Here is a 16,988-nt window from a genome sequence, read left to right as displayed (position 1 = left end):
GGCCGTTGGTGCTGGAGTTCGGCGCTCAGAACCGGCGGCGACGTGGACGTTCTTGCACCGGCGGTTCTTCGATCGCCGGCATGGTCGTCATGACATCGAACGTGAGCGTCGTGGTGTAGCTCTGGATCGCGGCGGCGGCGCCGGCGGGCGCGGTGGCGCGGTGACGGGCGGCCAGCATGTATTGGCCGGACTGATCCAAGGTGACGGTGGCGGTGCCGCTGGCGTCGGTGGGCGAGAAGCGATCGAGATCGGTTTCCGGTTCACCAGAGGCGTAGACGACCAGCGCGGTGTTCGCGAGCGGTTGGCCGTCGAACAGGATCTGCACTTGGAACGGCTGGTTCACGAGAATCTGGTTCGGGTGCGTTACCGGGCGAATGGAAAGGCGGCCGATGTTGCGGTCGACAGCGCCGCGCGTTGGGCCGCCGCGGGTGACGTAGGTTTCAGCGAGCGTCACCGATTGCAGCGTCGTCGTTGGTGTTTCCGGCGGCAGCAGCTCGCCGGGCACGGCCGGGCGCCAGCCGCCGTCGATGCCGACGAGGTTCGAGACCGCGCCGACCTGCTCGCCCGTCGTGAAACGGTAGGTGCCGTAGTCGTGCAGCGTGCTGCGGAGCATCGCGGCTTGGCCGGTGACTTCGACCTGGTCGTAGAAGCCGTCCGCGCCGTTGGGCTGTACCACGGCGAAGTTCGCGGAGAGGCCGATCTCGGGCGTGAAGAAGGTGGTGGCGTAGGCGCCTTCGAACCGCACGATGCCGTTTGACCAAAACTGGTTCGGCTTGAGGTAAGAGGTGTGCGCGGCCGCTGGAGCGGCGAGCGCGGTGATCAGGGCAGCTGCCAGCAAGCGCATTTTCATCGCCGCAAGGAACACCGGGATTACGGCGTTGGCAAGGTCCGCCCGCCGCAATCCCGCATTCGTCATTCGCCGCGCGCTTTGCGCATCGCGTCGGTAATGCCCATGGCCGCGCCGCGTTCGAGGTAGGACTTCATGCTGGAGAGGATTTGCGGCCAGCCGCCGGAAATCGCTGGCAGCACTTGGCTGTCGGGCGGGAATTGGTCGTGTGTGACAGTGAGCTTGGTGGCGCCGTGCTGGTGGCTAAGCTCGTAGGTCACGCGAGAGGGCGGTTCGCGCATGCCTTCTGCGCTGACGTCGAACGTCATGACCAGGCGGTTGGGCGGGTCGATTTCCAGCACTTCGCCATCGTGGCTGAGTTTGGATTTGTCTGCGCGCAGGAATTCGACGCGGGCGCCGGGCTGCCAATCCGATTGCACATAGCGCGACCAGAAGTGGACGGTGTCCTCGCCCGTGGTGAGCGCGTCCCAGACGCGCTGTTGCGGCGCCTCGATGTAGATGACGTAGACGAATTCGGGCTTGGTCATCTGCGTCCTTCCCAGCTTGGGACAATATGGTCGGCGCCGGAATCGGCGACGATGTCGAGATCGGCGCGGAGTTCAAGCCAAGCTTTCGCCGCGGCGAGAACGAGATTCCAGCCCTGGGTGAGATCGAGCGCTTCCGCGATGACATCTGCGCCGCGTAGGCCGGAATTTGTGATGGTCACGAGCGTGCCCTTGGCGTGCGGCGCGAACATCATCTCGACCATGTTCGATTTCGGAAACGACCACTCGAACACGATGCGCTTGTTGGGCTCGATCTCTTTCACGTCGGCATCGTCGCCGACGCCGTACATTTCCCATTCCCAGCGCACGCGCTTGCCGGCTTCGAGCTTGCCGCTCGATTTCGTGAACCAGAATTTGGTGGTGACGGCCGGATCGGCGAAGGCGTTGAACACCTCGGCCGGCGGCTTGCGGATCAGCATTTCAGCTTTGACGATCGGTGCAGTCATTGTGGAGGCTCCATGCTGATATTGAGCGCTTGCCCCGTCTCAAGCAGGGTCTTTAGCGAAGAGAGGATCATCGCCCAGCCTTGCTTGCCGCCCTCGATGTACTTGCGTGGAATTGCCCCGGGTTGATGCTGTGTCATGGTAAGCTTCACCGCTTCGCCAGCGGTCTCGATGTCGTAGGTAATGAAGGCGGGCGGCAGGTCGCGTGCATCTTCGAACGCGACAACGCGCCAGCTGATCTTCAGCCGCCGCGGCGGGTCGCACTCCAGCACTTCGCCTTCATCATGCACGCCTTCATCGCCGTAGAACGCCCATCGCGCGCCGACGCGCCATTCGCTCTCGATGCGGAAGCCGAAGAAGTAGCGTTGCGTTTCCTCGCCGCGCGTCAGCGCATCCCACACCCGCTGTGGCGTCGTCTTGATGTAAGTGACGTACACGACGTCAGGCGGAATCTCGTAGTCGTCACTCGTCATCCTCGTTCTCCAACGCCTTTTTCAGATCGCTGAGCGCGGTGAGGCGCGCGCGGTCGAATTTGGAGATCCAGCGATCGCCGATCTCATGGATGGGCACGGGGTTGAGGTAGTGCAGTTTCTCGCGGCCTCTACGGATGGTCGCCACGAGATTTGCGCCTTCCAGGATGGCCAAGTGCTTGGTCACCGCTTGGCGCGTCATCGACATGCCGACGGTGAGATCGCTGAGCGTCTGCCCGTTGGCGGCGAACAATGCGTCCAAGAGGGCGCGCCGGGTGGGATCGGCCAGGGCCCGGAAAACGTTTGTGTCTGCCTCGTCCTCTGCGTGAGCCACTGAGGGGATAATATGCAACCAAATGGTTGCCTGTCAAGGTGTGGTCCCGGGACGGCCCGCAAGCCATGCGGGATTGGATGGGGAAGTGGACGTTGCGTGGGGCAGAATGGCGGCAGCAGGAGGAGCGCGATGCGCCCGGTCGGGACCAGCGACAACGAATGAAGCGCCGGCGTATAGCCATTGTCGGCGCGGGATTCAGTGGTGCGGCCCTGGCCGCCAATCTGCTGAAGCGCGGCCAAGCGGCGCCCGACGTGGTGCTGATCGAGCGGCGCCAACGCTTTGGTCCGGGGCTTGCCTACGGCGGCAGCGATCCCGGCCATCTGCTTAATGTGCGCGCCTCCAACCTCGGCGCCTTCGCAGACAAGCCCGAACACTTCGCGCGCTGGATCGGCGGCGACCCGACGCGCTTTATGCCGCGTACGCGGTTCGGCAAATACATCGAGCAGGTGCTGCGCCGTGCTTCGAGCGGATGGTTCGGACCCAGGCTGACGCGCGTACGCGACAGCGTGATTGCATGTCGCCGGAACGGTGAGCGCTGGGTGCTGGCGCTGGGGTCCGGCAAGAGCATCGAAGCAGAGGCCGTCGTGATAGCGACGGGCAATCCACCGCCGACGGCGCCGACCATCTTCGAACAAAACGGCGTGCCGCTGATCGATCCGTGGGACAGCGTGGCGTTGGCGCGGTTACCGCCTGGCGATGTGCTGTTGCTTGGCGCTGGTCTCACCATGGTGGACGTCGCGGTGTCGTTGGGCAGGCGCCGGCGCAAGGGTCTAATCTTCGCACTGTCGCGGCGTGGGCTCGCGCCGCGCGGGCACTTGAGCAGCCCTGCGCCAGCGACGCCTGCGGCCTTGGATCTGCCGATCCCGCTCAGCGAAGCATTGCATGAATTTCGCCGCGATCAGCGCGAACGCGTAAAGCGCGGTGAGCCGTGGCAGTTTTCAATCGATCGGCTACGCGCGCGCTCGCCCGAGCTTTGGCAGCGTTTGCCGCTGGACGCGCAGCTGCGGTTTTTGCGGCATTTGCGGGTGTGGTGGGACGTGCACCGCCATCGCGCGGCGCCGGAAGCCGCGTCGCGGGTTGCGGAATTGCAGGCGGCGGGACGACTTAAAGTGCTGGCGGGCGAGATCAGTTCAGTGGAACAGGAGGGGCGCGTGTTCCACCTGCAGCACCGCCAACGCGGCAGCTTTGTGCGGCACAAGTTCGATGTCGTCGGCATCGTCAATTGCACAGGCGCAGCGCTCGACCCCTGGCTCTCTGTCGATCCGTTCGTGCGCCAGCTGCTCGATGAAGGCGTGGCGCGGGCGCATCCGAACGGGCTGGGCTTCGACGTCGATCCCGATGGTCGCGTGCTCTCTGCGGAGGGCGCTATTCAGGACAATCTGTTCGCGATTGGACCGATCACGCAGGGCGCGTTTTGGGAATCTACAGCGGTGCCGGAAATTCGCGTGCGCGCCGCGGCGATTGCGATGATGCTGGCGCCGGAGGCTTGAGCATGAGCGATGCGCCAAGCGCGGGGCGGTTCGATGGACGCGTGCATGTGCTGCCGGCGCGCGTCTATTACGAAGACACCGACTTCACCGGCGTCGTCTATCACGCCAATTATCTGCGCTTCTTCGAGCGCGGGCGGAGCGATTTTCTTCGTGTCGCCGGCGTCCACCACAGTGAGTTGCTGGCGGGCGCCGAACCGCTGGGGTTTGCGGTCAACGAGATGCATCTCGAGTTCCTCAAGGCGGCGCGGATCGACGATGCGCTTTTGGTCAAAACCACCTTCGAAACAACCAAAGGTCCGCGCATCTTCATTGGCCAACAGCTTGAGCGGGGAGGCGAAATCTTGGTGAAGGCCAAGGTGACGGTTTGTTGCATCTCGCTCACGGGCCGGCCCAGAAAGCCGCCAGCCATGCTTTTGGAGCGGCTTAAACCATTCTTAGGCGGCTCCACGTCCAGCTTTTGACAAACTCATCCGGCTCTACACGCTAGTGCGGCGAACCTGAAATTCGCCCGGTCGTGATGGAGGTCTCGGGAGCGAATTTCAGGTTCATAAGCCGCACTAAAGCACTTTAGGTTTGCTCAGCGTCCTTATGGATTCGAAGTTCGCCTCGGAGGGGTGATCCAAGCGCCGGGCGAACTTCGAATCCGGACGCTGAGGGGCGCGGCTGAGAATCAGAAGGCCGCGATAGCGGGAGCGAGCATGGAATCCGGCGCAGAACAGATCACGGTCTGGTCACTCTTCCTGACCGCCGACCCGATCGTGAAAATCGTGATGCTTATCTTGGCCGTGGCCTCGATCTGGTCATGGGCGGTCGCGGTCGACAAATGGCTCCAGTTCGGAGACCTCGAACAGCACGCGCGCAAGTTTGAGCGCGAGTTTTGGTCGGGGCGTTCTCTGGACGAAATGGAGGACCGCAGCGATCGGCCGCGCGATGCGCTGAGCCGCGTTTACGCCGCCGCCGCGCGCGAGTGGCGCGAGGCGCGCCGCGTTGGCGTCGCCGGCGAAAACGCGCAGCTGATGCTGGATCGCGTCGATCGCCTGATGGCCGCGCAAGTGTCGCGCGAGATGGGGCGCGCATCGCGCAATCTCGGCGTGCTGGCGACGGTGGGCGCTTCGTCGCCGTTCATCGGACTGTTTGGCACCGTGTGGGGCATCATGAACGCCTTCACCGACATCGCCTCGCAGCAGCAAACAAATTTGGCCGTTGTGGCGCCCGGCATCGCGGAAGCGCTGTTCGCGACAGCGCTCGGCCTCGTCGCCGCCATTCCGGCCGTCATCTTCTACAACAAGTTCACCGGCGACCTCGATCGCTTTGGTGATCGGCTCGATACCTTCAGCGATGAAGTCGCGGCACGACTCTCGCGCCGCCTCAGCGAGCGACCCTGATGGCCGGCGGGATCACCGCCTCGTCGCGGCACGGGCGCGGACGCAGGTCGGCGCGGCGGTCACGTCTTTCAGAGATCAACGTCACCCCGTTCGTGGACGTGATGCTGGTGCTGCTCATCGTGTTCATGGTAACGGCGCCGCTGCTGACGGTGTCGATCCCGATCGAGCTGCCGCGCACTGAAGCCAAGCAATCGGCCGCGGAGACCGAACCGCTCGCGATCACGATCCAAGACGATGGCACGATCTTCCTGCAGGAAACGCGGGTCACGTTGGAAGAATTGGTGCCACGTCTGCGGGCCATTTCCCACGAAGGCTACGACCGCGCCATCTACATTCGCGGCGACGCGCGCACGCAGTGGGACACCATGGCCCAGGTGTTGGCGAATGTGAGTTCGTCGGGCTTCACCAAGCTGCAGCTCGTGACCGACACCAACGACGGCCCGCCGCGTCCGCCGCCTCAAGCCGCGAGCCCGTGACGCCATGCGCCCCGGCGTCATCGTTTCGATCATCGGCCACGTCGGCGCAGTGATGATGACCCTGCTGGCCTGGGAAGCGAGTTCATCGTTGCCATCCGCGGGGCAGGGCATCGTCGTTCCGGTCGAGATCGTCGACGTCTCGCTCGAGTCGAACGTGCGTGCGCTTGCCGAACAAGTTGAGGTCGAGGGCGAAGAGCAGGCCGATGAAATCAGCGAGGCCGTGCCTGCGCCGAGGCCAGTTCCCACGCCGACGCCGCCGCGCCAGCGTCCAGACCAGGCTCGGGACTCTTTTGAAGACCTTCTCAGAAACTACGACAAAGATCGCGGCAGACGTCAGGAGACCGGCGAAACCGCCGACACCACCCGGCCCGGCGCGGGCGCCGGCACAGGCGACACCGTCGCCATTCGCGATCGCGTCACGGCGCTCAACCGGCGCGCCATGATGCGCTGCTGGCGCATGCCGTCGGATTTGCCGGACCCGGAGCGGCTCAACGTCACTTTGGAATTCGATCTCGACCGCAACGGCAACTTGCGCGGCCAGCCGCGCGTTATTCGGCCGACAAATTATACGTTCGACGCGCCGATGCGCGCCGCCGTGGAGAATGCCCTGCGCGCCGTGCGCTCTTGCGATTTCACTTTTTTCCCGGAAGACCCGGTCGTTGGCTCGCGTTACGACGCGTGGGACGAGCTGGAATTCACTTTCGGGCTAAATCAGCCGTCTTGAGGAAATGCCCATGCGCTCCATCAGAATGATCGCCCTCGCGCTGGTCGCGGCCGCGCTTTGTATCTCAGCGCCAGCGTTCGCGCAGGACACGTCGCAGCCGATCGGCCGTGTGCACGTCGACATCAATCAGGGCCACCTGAACCCGATGCCGATCGCGGTCACCGATTTTATCGGCGGCAGTGGACCGGCGCAGCAAGTCGGCCGTGACGTCGCGGGCGTGATCCGCGCCAATCTGGATCGCTCGGGGCTCTTCCGTCCAATTGAGCCCGCCGCTTTCATCGAGCGCATCACGGCAATGGAAGTGCCGCCGCGCTTCTCCGATTGGCGGGTGATCGACGCGCAAGCTCTGGTGGTTGGCCAAGTGACGCCGCTGCCGGACGGGCGGATCCGCATCGAGTTCCGGCTCTGGGACGTGCTGGCTCAGGAATCCATGACCGGCTTTCAGTACGCGACGACACCGGACAATTGGCGCCGCATCGCGCACCGCATCTCGGATCAGATCTACGAACAGCTCACCGGCGAGCGCGGTTATTTCGATACGCGTATCGTGTTCGTCTCGGAGTCCGGCCCGCGCACGCGCCGCATCAAGCGGCTGATGATCATGGACCAGGACGGGGCCAATCCGTTCTTCCTCACCAGCGCCGACGCCATGGTGTTGACGCCGCGCTTCTCGCCCTCGACGCAAATGATCACCTACATGAGCTTCGAGACCGGCGCGCCGCGCGTGTTCTTGTACAATCTCGAAACCAATCGCCGCGAAGTGCTGGGCGATTTCCCGGGCATGACGTTTGCGCCGCGGTTCGCGCCGGATGGCTCGCGCGTGGTGTTCACGCTCGATATGAACGGCAATAGCGAAATCTACGCGATGGATCTGCGTTCGCGCGGACGCCAAAGGCTGACCAACCACGCCGCGATCGACACATCACCGTCATACTCGCCGGATGGCTCGCAGATCGTGTTCAACTCAGACCGCGGCGGTTCTCCGCAGCTTTATGTGATGAACGCCGATGGTTCGGGGCAGCGCCGCGTCAGCTTCGGCGAAGGGCGTTACTCAACCCCAGTGTGGTCGCCGCGCGGTGATTTGATTGCGTTTACGCGCCAATCCGGCGGTGCGTTCGCGATCGGCGTGATGCGCCCCGATGGTTCTGGTGAACGCATCTTAACCGAGAGCTATCTCGACGAAGCGCCAACGTGGTCGCCTAATGGGCGCGTGATTATGTTCTTCCGCGAAGGTCGCGGCACCGGCGCGCGGTTATGGTCTGTTGACCTTACGGGGCGAAATTTGCGTCAGATTCCAACGCAAACCGACGCTTCCGACCCCGCCTGGTCGCCTTTGCTGCCGTGAAGGGAACACGATTGTACGGTAGGAACCACGTCGGTAATTATAGCATTCAGCACGGGTGGGGATTTCCCGTTGCCGAAAGCGTACGTCGCTTGAGGGAGTTTTGAGCCAATGCGTAATGTCCTGATCGCTCTTGCCGCTGTGGGTGCGCTGTCCGCGTGCGCCAGCCGTCCTGAGCCTACCCCGACGCCGGATGCGCCTTCGCAACCGTCGCAACCTTCGCAACCGTCCGGCCCGACGCCGGGTTCGGTTGAAGACTTCCGCGTCTCCGTCGGTGACCGCGTTTTCTTTGGCTACGACCGTTTCGATCTGACGCCGGAAGCGCGCCAGGTGCTTGAGCGTCAGGCCGCTTGGCTCCGTCAGTATCCGAACGTGCGCCTGCTGGTCGCCGGCAACGCCGACGAACGCGGCACCCGCGAGTACAACTTGGCCCTCGGCGCCCGCCGCGCGGCCGCCGCGCGCGACTATCTGGTGTCGCTCGGCGTCCCGGCCGCCCGGCTTGAGACGGTGTCCTACGGCAAGGAACGCCCGCTCGACCCCCGCTCGAACGAGGAAGCCTGGAGTGTGAACAGAAACGCACACTCCAACATCGTCAGCGGCACGACCTCGTAAGCGCCCAAATTTGGCCCGAGCGCCCGTACTAGGTGTGAGCTTATGACGGATCATTCGGCGCCATTTTCGAGAACGGCCCGGCTCGCGGCGATCATCGCCGCGGCCGGGCTTCTTTTTGCCCTGCCGGCAGCGGCGCAAACGCGGCTGCCGCCGCCCGCGGTATCCAGCACGGCTGACGCCCGGCAGGACCGGATCGAGGAGCTGGAGACCCAGCTCCGCGAGGCGGAGGCCCGTAACGAACAGCTGCAGCGCCAGCTCAACGAAGCCAACCGCAATGTGAACCGGCTTCAGGGCCTGGTTGACGAAGCGGTGGGCGTGAACCGCTCGCTGCAAGAAGGGCTGACGGCGCCTGCTCCGGCGGATGGCGCAACGCCCGCGCCGACGCAACGCTCAGGCGGTTCGGCCGAGGCCGCGCCCTCGGAACTGACCGGCGCGCAGCGCGCCGCCACTGGCACGCTGGGCTCAATGTCAGCCAGCACCACAGACACGGCGACGCCGGTGATGGACCCGGCCGACGCCTATAGCCGCGCCCGTGAATTGCTGGTCGACGGCAACTACGCCGAGGCCGAAGTCGCGTTCGAGGATTTTTTACAGCGCTACCCGCAAGCCCCGACGGCGGCGGATGCGCGGTTCTGGTTCGCCTTCACGCAGCTGGCGCGCAATAACTATCAGGATGCCGCCGCGAATTTCGTCCAGTATCTGCGAGACACGCCACAAGGCCCGCGTGCGCCCGAAGCGCAGGTGCGGCTTGGCATGGCGCTCGCCGGCATGGAACAGCGCGCGCAAGCCTGCCAAGCATTCAGCAGCCTGGTGCGGCGCTATCCCAACGCAGCGCGCAACATCCGCGATCTGGCGGCGCGCGAAGCGCGTGCTGCGCAGTGCGCAGCCTGATGTGACGTCATGCTCGATCGGCTGACGATCGAGCAGATGACGGCGAAGGCGGGCGACGGCCCGATCCTCGTTGCGCTCTCAGGCGGCGGCGATTCCGTAGCACTTCTGGACTTGTTGGCGGAGACGCTCCACGATCGCGACGTGCGCGCGATTGTCGTGGATCACGGTCTGCGCGCGGGATCGGACCAAGACGCGCGGCGCGCGGCGGATATCGCCGAGTTCTTGGACCGGCCAGCGCAAATCGAAAAACTCCATTGGAACGAAGGCGCCAACCGTGCGCACGAAGCGGCGCGCGTTGCGCGCTATCGCGCGCTGTGCGCTGCGGCGCGCAACTGCGGGGCGCGTGTGATCGTCACCGGCCATACGCAGGACGATCAGGCCGAGACGGTGCTGATGCGGATGCAGCGCGACTCTGGCTTGCGTGGGCTTGCGGGAATGCGTGCGTTCGCGCCGATGCCGATCTGGCCAGAGGGGCGTGGGCTTTGGCTGGCGCGACCGCTGCTCTCGGTGCGCCGGCGAGTTGTTCGCGACTATTTGCGCACGCACCAGCTCAATTGGATCGAAGATCCCGCCAACGAGAACCAGATCTACGCCCGCGTTCGTGCACGTGTCTTTCTTGCGGAACAAGAGGGCGCTGGCATCGATACAATGCGGTTGGCGGCGGTGGCGGCGCGGTTGCAAACGGTGATGGCGCAGATCGATGAAGGCGCGTCTTCGCTGATTGCCGCGTCCGCGATGTTTGAGGACAATGAGATCACGCTCGCGCCTTCCGACGCTGACGCGCCGGTGCGTCAGCGCGCGCTTCAGGTACTGATCACCGCTGCGGGCGGCCACGCGCGCGGCCCAGATGCCGACGATGTCGCTGCGATCGACGATGCTGTGCAGGCCGGCTCATTCACAGGCGCGACGTTGGCGGGCGCACTACTGCGCAGGCGCGGCGACGCGCTCGTCCTCTCTCGCGATCGCGGCGCGTTGGAGGGGCGAGCAGATGGAACTCCGGGCATCGCGCCGCTGCATTTGGCGGCTGGCGTCGAGACGGTTTGGGACGCCCGGTTGGCGCTGACGGCGCCGCAGTCCGGTTGGTCTGTGGTCGTCGAAAACCGCGCGCCTTGGTTAGCGCGCGGTGAGGAACGTGCGGTGCTGGCCGTCGCGTCGCCGCATTGGTTGCTTAGAGAGCGCGTCCAGCACGTGCTGGGACGTGATTAACACCGCGAAATCCTGGTGAATTTTCAGCTCTCGCGTTCACCCCGCCTTGACCTGCACCGTGGCAGAGTAAGGGGTGTTCAGGGGCGGGCAGTGTCCCTATCTTGCTGAACAAAGAGTTTCCGCGCGGATCATGACGTTCGCGCGCGCCCAGAAGGTCGGTTCATGAACATCCGCACATTGCTTATCTGGGGCGTCGTCGCCCTCGTTCTGGTCGTGTTGTTCACGGCCATGAATGGCGGCAGCGATCCCGCGCGCGGCGCGACGGAACTGCCGTATTCGCAACTGATGGACCGCGTCGCGGAGAAGCAAATCTCCAGCGTCACCACGCGGCCGGACGCGCTGATCTCGATCGGCTCGGACCAGAAGCAGCGCTTCGTGACCTACTTGCCGCAAGGCACGATGGCGAACGTGGTCGATCGCCTCGACCAGGCTGGCGTCGACGTGAAAACCGAGCGGCCGAACAACAATCCGAGCCTGGGCAATATCCTGCTCTCGATCCTGCCGATGCTGCTGCTGATCGGCGCTTGGTTCTTTTTCATGCGCCAGATGCAGGGCGGCGGGCGCGGCGCGATGGGCTTTGGCCGGTCGAAAGCCAAGCTGCTGACCGAAGCCAAGGGCCGCATCACGTTCGATGACGTCGCCGGTATCGATGAAGCCAAGGAAGAGCTGGGCGAGATCGTCGAGTTCCTGAAGGACCCGGGCAAGTTCCAACGCCTCGGCGGCAAGATTCCGAAAGGCGCGCTGCTGGTCGGCCCTCCGGGCACGGGTAAGACGCTGTTGGCGCGCGCCATCGCCGGCGAAGCCAACGTGCCGTTCTTCTCGATCTCCGGTTCGGACTTCGTCGAAATGTTCGTCGGCGTCGGCGCCAGCCGCGTCCGCGACATGTTCGAGCAAGCCAAGAAGAACGCGCCCTGCATTATCTTCATCGACGAAATCGACGCGGTCGGCCGTCACCGTGGCGCCGGCCTCGGCGGCGGCAACGATGAGCGCGAACAGACGCTCAACCAATTGCTCGTCGAGATGGACGGCTTTGAAGCCAATGAAGGCATCATCCTGATCGCGGCGACCAACCGCCCCGACGTTCTCGATCCTGCGCTGCTGCGTCCGGGCCGTTTCGATCGCCAGATCGTGGTGCCGAACCCCGATGTCGGCGGCCGCGAAAAGATCTTGCGCGTCCACACCCGCAACGTGCCGGTGGCGCAGGGCGTCGATCTGAAGACGATCGCGCGCGGCACGCCGGGCTTCTCCGGCGCCGATCTCGCCAACCTCGTCAACGAAGCGGCGCTGCTCGCGGCGCGCCGCGGCAAGCGCGTGGTCACGAACAAGGAGTTCGAGGACGCGAAGGATAAGGTCATGATGGGCGCCGAGCGGCGCTCGCTGGTGATGAGCGAAAGCGAAAAGAAGCTCACCGCTTGGCACGAAGCTGGCCACGCCATCGTCGCGCTCTACACGCCAGAGAGCGATCCGGTGCATAAGGCGACGATCATCCCGCGCGGCCGTGCGCTCGGCATGGTGATGCAGCTGCCGGAAGGCGATCGCTATTCCATGAACTTCACGCAGATGACGTCGCGTCTCGCGGTGATGATGGGCGGGCGCGTCGCCGAGGAGATCGTCTTCGGCAAGGACAAGGTGACATCAGGCGCATCGTCCGACATCAGCGCCGCGACCAACCTCGCGCGCATGATGGTGACACGTTGGGGTTTCTCCGACGTTCTTGGTCTCGTCGCTTATGGCGAGGGCAATGACGAAGTGTTCCTCGGCATGCAGATGGGCCGCCAGCAAGCGATCTCCAGCGACACCGCCAAGAAGATCGACGCCGAAGTGAAGCGCTTGGTCGAAGAGGGCTACGACGAGGCCCGGCGCATCCTCACCGAGCAAGCAGACCAGCATAAGTATCTGGCCGAAGCGCTGCTCGAATACGAAACGCTGAGCGGCGAGGAGATCAACAAGGTGATCAAGGGCGAAAAGCTCGATCGCCCGGAAGACTCGCCGCAGGTCCCTTCGGCGCCGACGCCGGCGTTGCCGGTGACGGATGAAGACGAGCAGCCCGCACCGCATCCAGGCGGATGGGGCGGAGCCCAGCCTCAGGGCGCTTAGACTGCGCGCCTAAAGCTCGGAAGCATCAACCGCCGGCGGCAACGCCGGCGGTTTTGTTATGCGAGGTGCGTGAAGTAGCTGCCGACCAGGCCCAACACGAATCCGGCGGCGATCGCCCAGCGCATGCGCCCCGACGCACGCCGCGCGGCGGCCTTTTCGGCCAGCTCTTCGTGCAGCAGTTCAGCGCGCCACGCGTCGCGGCGGACGCCGTTAGCGTAAAGCGCGTGCCGGTCGGTCTGGTCGCGCTTCATTGCGAGACGGCTGACGCAAACCGGGCGCCAACACTTTAGCAACCTTAACGGCCGTGCTACGCCACGCTCGCACGGAGGCGCACATGCTCGGATCAGCGACGGTTACGGCTCTAGTCGGCACCATGAAACCGGAAGTGGCGAAGGCATTTTACGCCGATACGCTGGGGCTGAAGTTCATCACCGACGACAGCTACGCGATGGTGTTCGAAGGCAAGAACGCGCGTGTGCGCGTGTCGCGCGTGCCGGCTGTAATGCCGGCGCAGTATGCGGTGCTGGCGTTCCAGGTCGATGACATCGAGAAGGCGGTTGATGGCCTCACCGCCAAGGGCGTCGTGTTTGCCCGTTACGGCTTCTTCGTGCAGGACGCGCGCGGAATTTGGGCCGCCCCGGACGGCACAAAAGTGGCCTGGTTTCACGACCCTGACCTGAATTTGCTCTCGGTGGTCCAGCACGTGTGACGCATCGCCCCTTGGCGGGGTCCGGCCGGATCGGGTAGAGCCGGGGCAACTTGTTATCGAATCTCGGGGTTTTCCATGGCCGCTCTCATCGCCATCGGCGTCTTCATCGCCGCGATCTTCCTGCTCAACATCGTTGAATTCGGGCGCCCGGACTAACCGCGCTTCAGCAGCGTCGCCACGTATTGCGCGCTGCTGATCAACGCCAACACCGCGGCGCTCCACAGCAAGATGCGCGCGGCCCAATCCAAACCCAGCACAACGCTCACCGGCATGCTCATGGCCGAGGCCAACAGCGCGCTTGCCTGAAAGGCGAGGAAAGCGCCGACGCCGGCCATCTCGGCCGCGGCTTTCCATTTGCCAAGCGAACTCACCGGCAGCGTCTTCCCCTGCGCCGCGATGCCTTCGCGCAAACCGGCGACGGCGACGTCACGGCCGAGGATGATCACCGACGCCGCCACCAGCGGCAACGGCAGCGCGGCATAGGCGAGCGCGACCAGCACGCAGGTGATCAGCACTTTGTCGGCGCTGTGATCGAGTGCTGCGCCGAGCGGCGTTACCGCGTCGAGCTTTCGCGCGAGATAGCCGTCAAGCCAATCGGTCAGCGCCGCAAGGATGAAGAGGAGCAAGCACAGCGTGTAAATGAAGCCGGCGAGTAGGCGGTCCGCATAGGTCTCGTTTGCGGCCCACAGCACCAGCGCCGCGATCGCCGGTGACATCGCGATGCGGAAGACAGTGAGCATCACCGGAATCGCGCTTTTGCGCGCGGGGGCGTCAGCGCTTGTTGTCGTGGAAAAAGTCATAGATGCGCTTTGCCAGTTCTTTGTTGACGCCGTCCACTACTTCCAGCTCCGCCAGAGCCGCGCGCGAGACGCCGCGGGCGGAGCCGAAGCGATCCAGCAGCGCGCGTTTGCGGGCAGGACCGATGCCGCCGATTTCGTCGAGCGGGTTCTTGGTGATGTTGGCCGAGCGCTTGCCGCGATGGGCGCCGATGGCGAAGCGGTGCGCTTCGTCGCGCATGCGCTGCAGGTAGTAGAGCACGGGGCTCTTCTCATCGAGCCGGAACGCCGGCTTGCCGGGGATGAAAAAGCGCTCGCGGCCGGCGTCGCGGTCGACGCCCTTGGCGATGCCGGCGATGGTGATGCGGTTTTTGAGGCCAAGCTCATCGAGCGCTTCCAGCGCAGCATTGAGCTGGCCGTCGCCGCCATCGATCAGCACGAGATCCGGCCAGGCGCCGAACTTGGAGTCGCGCTCCGGCTCGTCGCGCTCCTTAGAGAAATCGACACCGCCGTCGCTGATCGCTCCCCCTCTCCCTTGCGGAGAGGGGGTTGGGGGGTGAGGGGCGTTCAACTGGTCAGGCGCCTGATCGTTGGAACGCCCCTCATCCGGCTCGCTGTCGCTCGCCACCTTCTCCGCAAGGGAGAAGGTTTCGTTCGGCGTCTCTTCTCGCTCCGCCAACATCCGCGCGAACCTGCGGCGGATCATCGCTTTCATCATGGCGAAGTCGTCGCCCTGAAACTCTTCCGCCTTCATGTTGAACTTGCGGTACTGGTTCTTCACGAAGCCCTCGGGGCCGGCGATGATCATTGCGCCCAACGCATTCGTGCCTTGGATATGGGAGTTGTCGTAAACCTCGATCCGCTCCGGCCGCTGCGCCAGGCCGAACACTTCCGCCACGCCATCCAGCAATTTCGCGACGCTACCGGTTTCGGCCATACGCCGACCCAACGCTTCGCGCGCGTTGAGCAACGCGGCGTCTACAATCTCTTTCTTCTCGCCACGCTCCGGCGTGCGGATCTCGACTTTGCATTCGGCGCGGAGGCAGAGCGCTTCTTCGATCAATTCGCGATCGGTGGGCTCGACGTTGCAGAGGACGAGCTTTGGCGGTTCGCGGTCGTCGTAGAATTGAGCGATGAAGGCCGAAAGAATTTCCGCGGGCTGCTCTTCGCCGCCGTGGCGCGGGAAGTAGGCGCGGTTGCCCCAGTTTTGGCCGGCGCGGAAGAAGAAGACTTGCACGCAGGATTGTCCGCCTTCGCAGTGGAGCGCAAAGACGTCGGCTTCCTGGAAGGTGTGCGGGTTGATGCCTTGCGAGGCGCGGACGCTGGCGAGCGCGCGGATGCGGTTGCGCAAGCGCGCGGCGTGTTCGAACTCCAGCTTGTCGGAGGAGTCACGCATCTCCAACGCGAGGCGTTCTTGCAGCTGCGATGAGCGGCCTTCAAGGAAGTCGGCGCTATCCTTCACCAGCGCCGCATATTCCGTATCGCTCACCAGCCCGGTGCATGGCGCCGAGCAGCGCTTGATCTGGTAAAGCATGCAGGGGCGGGTGCGGCCGCTGAAGGTGGAGTCCGAGCACGAGCGCAGCAGGAACGCTTTCTGCAGCGTGTTGAGCGTGCGGTTGACGGCGCCGGCGCTCGCGAACGGCCCGTAGAACTTGCCCTTGAAGCTCTTGGCTCCGCGATGCTTCTGCAGCGCGGGAATGGCGTGGTCGGTGCGGATGGCGATGAACGGGAAACTCTTGTCGTCCCGCATCAACACGTTGTAGCGCGGCCGCAGCCGCTTGATCATGTTGGTCTCAAGCAGAAGCGCTTCTGTCTCGGTGGCGGTGACGATCACTTCCAGCGACACGGTCTGGTGGATCATGCGGTAGATCGCGTTGGTGTGGCCGCGGCCTTGAGCGTACTGGCCGACGCGGTTCTTCAGGCTCTTGGCCTTGCCGACATAGAGCACCTCGCCGTCGCCGCCGATCATGCGGTAGACGCCCGGCTTCATGGGCAGCCGCTTCCACGCATCGCGCAGCGCCTCGATGCCTTTCAGCGCGGGCGGCGGCGCGTCTTCCGCTGGCAGGTGCTCCAGCGATGGCGTGATGGGTTTGTCGGCGCCTGTCATGGTTCGTTCAAAGGATAGCGCATTGAGATGGGGGCCGCCCTGGTCCGATCCCAGGGCGGAATGTCCCTGCGGCTCCGCGCCCCCTGGACGGTTCACCCGCTCACCCCCAAACTTTGGGCATGGATGACGCGCGCCCGGCGGCCCTGAAGGCCGTCAAAACCTTCCAAGCGCCGGACCCGGACGATTGCCGGGACATGACCGACGTCCGCCAGGGCGTGGACGAAATCGACCGCATGCTGGTCGCGCTGATCGCCCGCCGCCAAGGCTACATGGACGCCGCCGCCCGCATCAAAACCGACCGCAACGTGGTCCGGGACGAAAAGCGCATCAATGACGTGCTGGCCAAGGTGAAGGCCGAATGCGCCCGCCAGGGCTTGTCCTTTGAAGCCATCGCCGAGCCGGTCTGGCGCGAGATGATGGAACGCTGCATCGCCTACGAATTCGAGGTCTGGGACGAGCTGCGGGCGCCGGGTAAGGCCAGTCAAACCTGAGTTGCACTGCAGCAACCGGCTGACGGCCCACATTTCCCTGTGG

20 protein-coding genes are annotated in these 16,988 nt (G+C 64.5%); 12 read left to right on the top strand and 8 right to left on the bottom strand.

Annotation, left to right across the window (positions count from 1 at the left end):
* Nucleotides 1-25 precede the first annotated feature (25 nt).
* From DSM104635_RS16080 to DSM104635_RS16060, 5 genes are read right to left on the bottom strand one after another with little or no spacing between them, the layout of a single operon-like run.
* Nucleotides 26-916 carry a DUF4198 domain-containing protein gene (locus DSM104635_RS16080; RefSeq protein ID WP_158767185.1) on the bottom strand — a complete coding sequence of 297 codons (891 nt, stop codon included), beginning with the start codon at nucleotides 914-916 and terminating at the stop codon, nucleotides 26-28.
* Nucleotides 913-1,374, bottom strand: a complete 462-nt coding sequence (locus DSM104635_RS16075) for an SRPBCC family protein (protein WP_158767184.1) — start codon at nucleotides 1,372-1,374, stop codon at nucleotides 913-915. The genes DSM104635_RS16080 and DSM104635_RS16075 overlap by 4 nt, the downstream gene beginning before the upstream one ends.
* On the bottom strand, nucleotides 1,371-1,838 hold the full coding sequence (locus DSM104635_RS16070) for an SRPBCC family protein (protein ID WP_158767183.1): 468 nt from the start codon (nucleotides 1,836-1,838) through the stop codon (nucleotides 1,371-1,373). The genes DSM104635_RS16075 and DSM104635_RS16070 overlap by 4 nt, the downstream gene beginning before the upstream one ends.
* Nucleotides 1,835-2,308, bottom strand: a complete 474-nt coding sequence (locus DSM104635_RS16065; protein WP_158767182.1) for an SRPBCC family protein — start codon at nucleotides 2,306-2,308, stop codon at nucleotides 1,835-1,837. The genes DSM104635_RS16070 and DSM104635_RS16065 overlap by 4 nt, the downstream gene beginning before the upstream one ends.
* Nucleotides 2,298-2,639, bottom strand: coding sequence for an ArsR/SmtB family transcription factor (locus DSM104635_RS16060; protein WP_158767181.1), 342 nt, complete (start codon nucleotides 2,637-2,639; stop codon nucleotides 2,298-2,300). The genes DSM104635_RS16065 and DSM104635_RS16060 overlap by 11 nt, the downstream gene beginning before the upstream one ends.
* 158 nt (nucleotides 2,640-2,797) lie before the next feature.
* Between DSM104635_RS16060 and DSM104635_RS16055 the strand changes: the two genes are divergently transcribed.
* From DSM104635_RS16055 to ftsH, 10 genes are all read left to right on the top strand, one after another.
* Entirely contained in the window at nucleotides 2,798-4,129 is a 1,332-nt protein-coding gene (locus DSM104635_RS16055; protein WP_158767180.1) for an FAD/NAD(P)-binding protein, read from the top strand.
* Nucleotides 4,130-4,131: 2 nt separating this feature from the next.
* Nucleotides 4,132-4,590 carry a tol-pal system-associated acyl-CoA thioesterase gene (ybgC, locus tag DSM104635_RS16050; RefSeq protein WP_323368330.1) on the top strand — a complete coding sequence of 153 codons (459 nt, stop codon included), beginning with the start codon at nucleotides 4,132-4,134 and terminating at the stop codon, nucleotides 4,588-4,590.
* A gap of 237 nt (nucleotides 4,591-4,827) precedes the next feature.
* Nucleotides 4,828-5,514, top strand: a complete 687-nt coding sequence (tolQ, locus tag DSM104635_RS16045) for a protein TolQ (RefSeq protein WP_158767179.1) — start codon at nucleotides 4,828-4,830, stop codon at nucleotides 5,512-5,514.
* Nucleotides 5,514-5,990: an ExbD/TolR family protein gene (locus tag DSM104635_RS16040; protein ID WP_158767178.1), complete on the top strand. Its 477-nt coding sequence runs from the start codon at nucleotides 5,514-5,516 to the stop codon at nucleotides 5,988-5,990. The genes tolQ and DSM104635_RS16040 overlap by 1 nt, the downstream gene beginning before the upstream one ends.
* Nucleotides 5,991-5,994: 4 nt before the next feature.
* Nucleotides 5,995-6,714 (top strand): cell envelope integrity protein TolA, encoded by a 720-nt coding sequence (tolA, locus tag DSM104635_RS16035; RefSeq protein WP_158767177.1) that lies wholly within the window; start codon nucleotides 5,995-5,997, stop codon nucleotides 6,712-6,714.
* A 19-nt stretch (nucleotides 6,715-6,733) separates the two neighbouring features.
* On the top strand, nucleotides 6,734-8,059 hold the full coding sequence (gene tolB, locus DSM104635_RS16030; RefSeq protein WP_228446071.1) for a Tol-Pal system beta propeller repeat protein TolB: 1,326 nt from the start codon (nucleotides 6,734-6,736) through the stop codon (nucleotides 8,057-8,059).
* A 108-nt stretch (nucleotides 8,060-8,167) separates the two neighbouring features.
* Nucleotides 8,168-8,668: a peptidoglycan-associated lipoprotein Pal gene (gene pal / locus DSM104635_RS16025; RefSeq protein WP_158767176.1), complete on the top strand. Its 501-nt coding sequence runs from the start codon at nucleotides 8,168-8,170 to the stop codon at nucleotides 8,666-8,668.
* A 42-nt stretch (nucleotides 8,669-8,710) separates the two neighbouring features.
* A complete protein-coding gene (gene ybgF, locus DSM104635_RS16020; protein ID WP_158767175.1) occupies nucleotides 8,711-9,559 on the top strand; it encodes a tol-pal system protein YbgF in 849 nt (282 codons plus the stop codon).
* A gap of 9 nt (nucleotides 9,560-9,568) precedes the next feature.
* Nucleotides 9,569-10,765, top strand: coding sequence for a tRNA lysidine(34) synthetase TilS (gene tilS, locus DSM104635_RS16015; protein WP_158767174.1), 1,197 nt, complete (start codon nucleotides 9,569-9,571; stop codon nucleotides 10,763-10,765).
* 162 nt (nucleotides 10,766-10,927) lie between these two features.
* The gene (gene ftsH, locus DSM104635_RS16010; protein WP_158767173.1) at nucleotides 10,928-12,862 is read left to right on the top strand and encodes an ATP-dependent zinc metalloprotease FtsH; all 1,935 of its coding nucleotides are present in this window, start codon (nucleotides 10,928-10,930) and stop codon (nucleotides 12,860-12,862) included.
* Nucleotides 12,863-12,918: 56 nt separating this feature from the next.
* Here ftsH and DSM104635_RS16005 read toward each other — a convergent pair whose 3' ends face one another.
* Entirely contained in the window at nucleotides 12,919-13,113 is a 195-nt protein-coding gene (locus tag DSM104635_RS16005) for a hypothetical protein (protein ID WP_158767172.1), read from the bottom strand.
* An 83-nt stretch (nucleotides 13,114-13,196) separates the two neighbouring features.
* Between DSM104635_RS16005 and DSM104635_RS16000 the strand changes: the two genes are divergently transcribed.
* Complete coding sequence (locus DSM104635_RS16000; protein WP_158767171.1) at nucleotides 13,197-13,571, top strand: VOC family protein; 375 nt, start codon at nucleotides 13,197-13,199, stop codon at nucleotides 13,569-13,571.
* A gap of 152 nt (nucleotides 13,572-13,723) precedes the next feature.
* Here the strand turns inward: DSM104635_RS16000 and pgsA are convergent, their stop codons facing one another.
* Nucleotides 13,724-14,311: a CDP-diacylglycerol--glycerol-3-phosphate 3-phosphatidyltransferase gene (gene pgsA / locus DSM104635_RS15995; protein ID WP_158767170.1), complete on the bottom strand. Its 588-nt coding sequence runs from the start codon at nucleotides 14,309-14,311 to the stop codon at nucleotides 13,724-13,726.
* Between the two features lie 31 nt (nucleotides 14,312-14,342).
* A complete protein-coding gene (gene uvrC, locus DSM104635_RS15990) occupies nucleotides 14,343-16,454 on the bottom strand; it encodes an excinuclease ABC subunit UvrC (protein WP_158767169.1) in 2,112 nt (703 codons plus the stop codon).
* Nucleotides 16,455-16,573: 119 nt separating this feature from the next.
* On the opposite strand from uvrC, the gene DSM104635_RS15985 reads away from it, so the two are divergent.
* Complete coding sequence (locus DSM104635_RS15985; protein WP_158767168.1) at nucleotides 16,574-16,945, top strand: chorismate mutase; 372 nt, start codon at nucleotides 16,574-16,576, stop codon at nucleotides 16,943-16,945.
* Nucleotides 16,946-16,988: the final 43 nt, after the last annotated feature.

The organism is Terricaulis silvestris, from assembly GCF_009792355.1.
Lineage (GTDB): Bacteria > Pseudomonadota > Alphaproteobacteria > Caulobacterales > Aquidulcibacteraceae > Vitreimonas > Vitreimonas silvestris.
The sequence above is the reverse complement of the archived record's forward strand: the minus strand, read 5'-3'. Positions and strand labels throughout refer to the sequence as shown.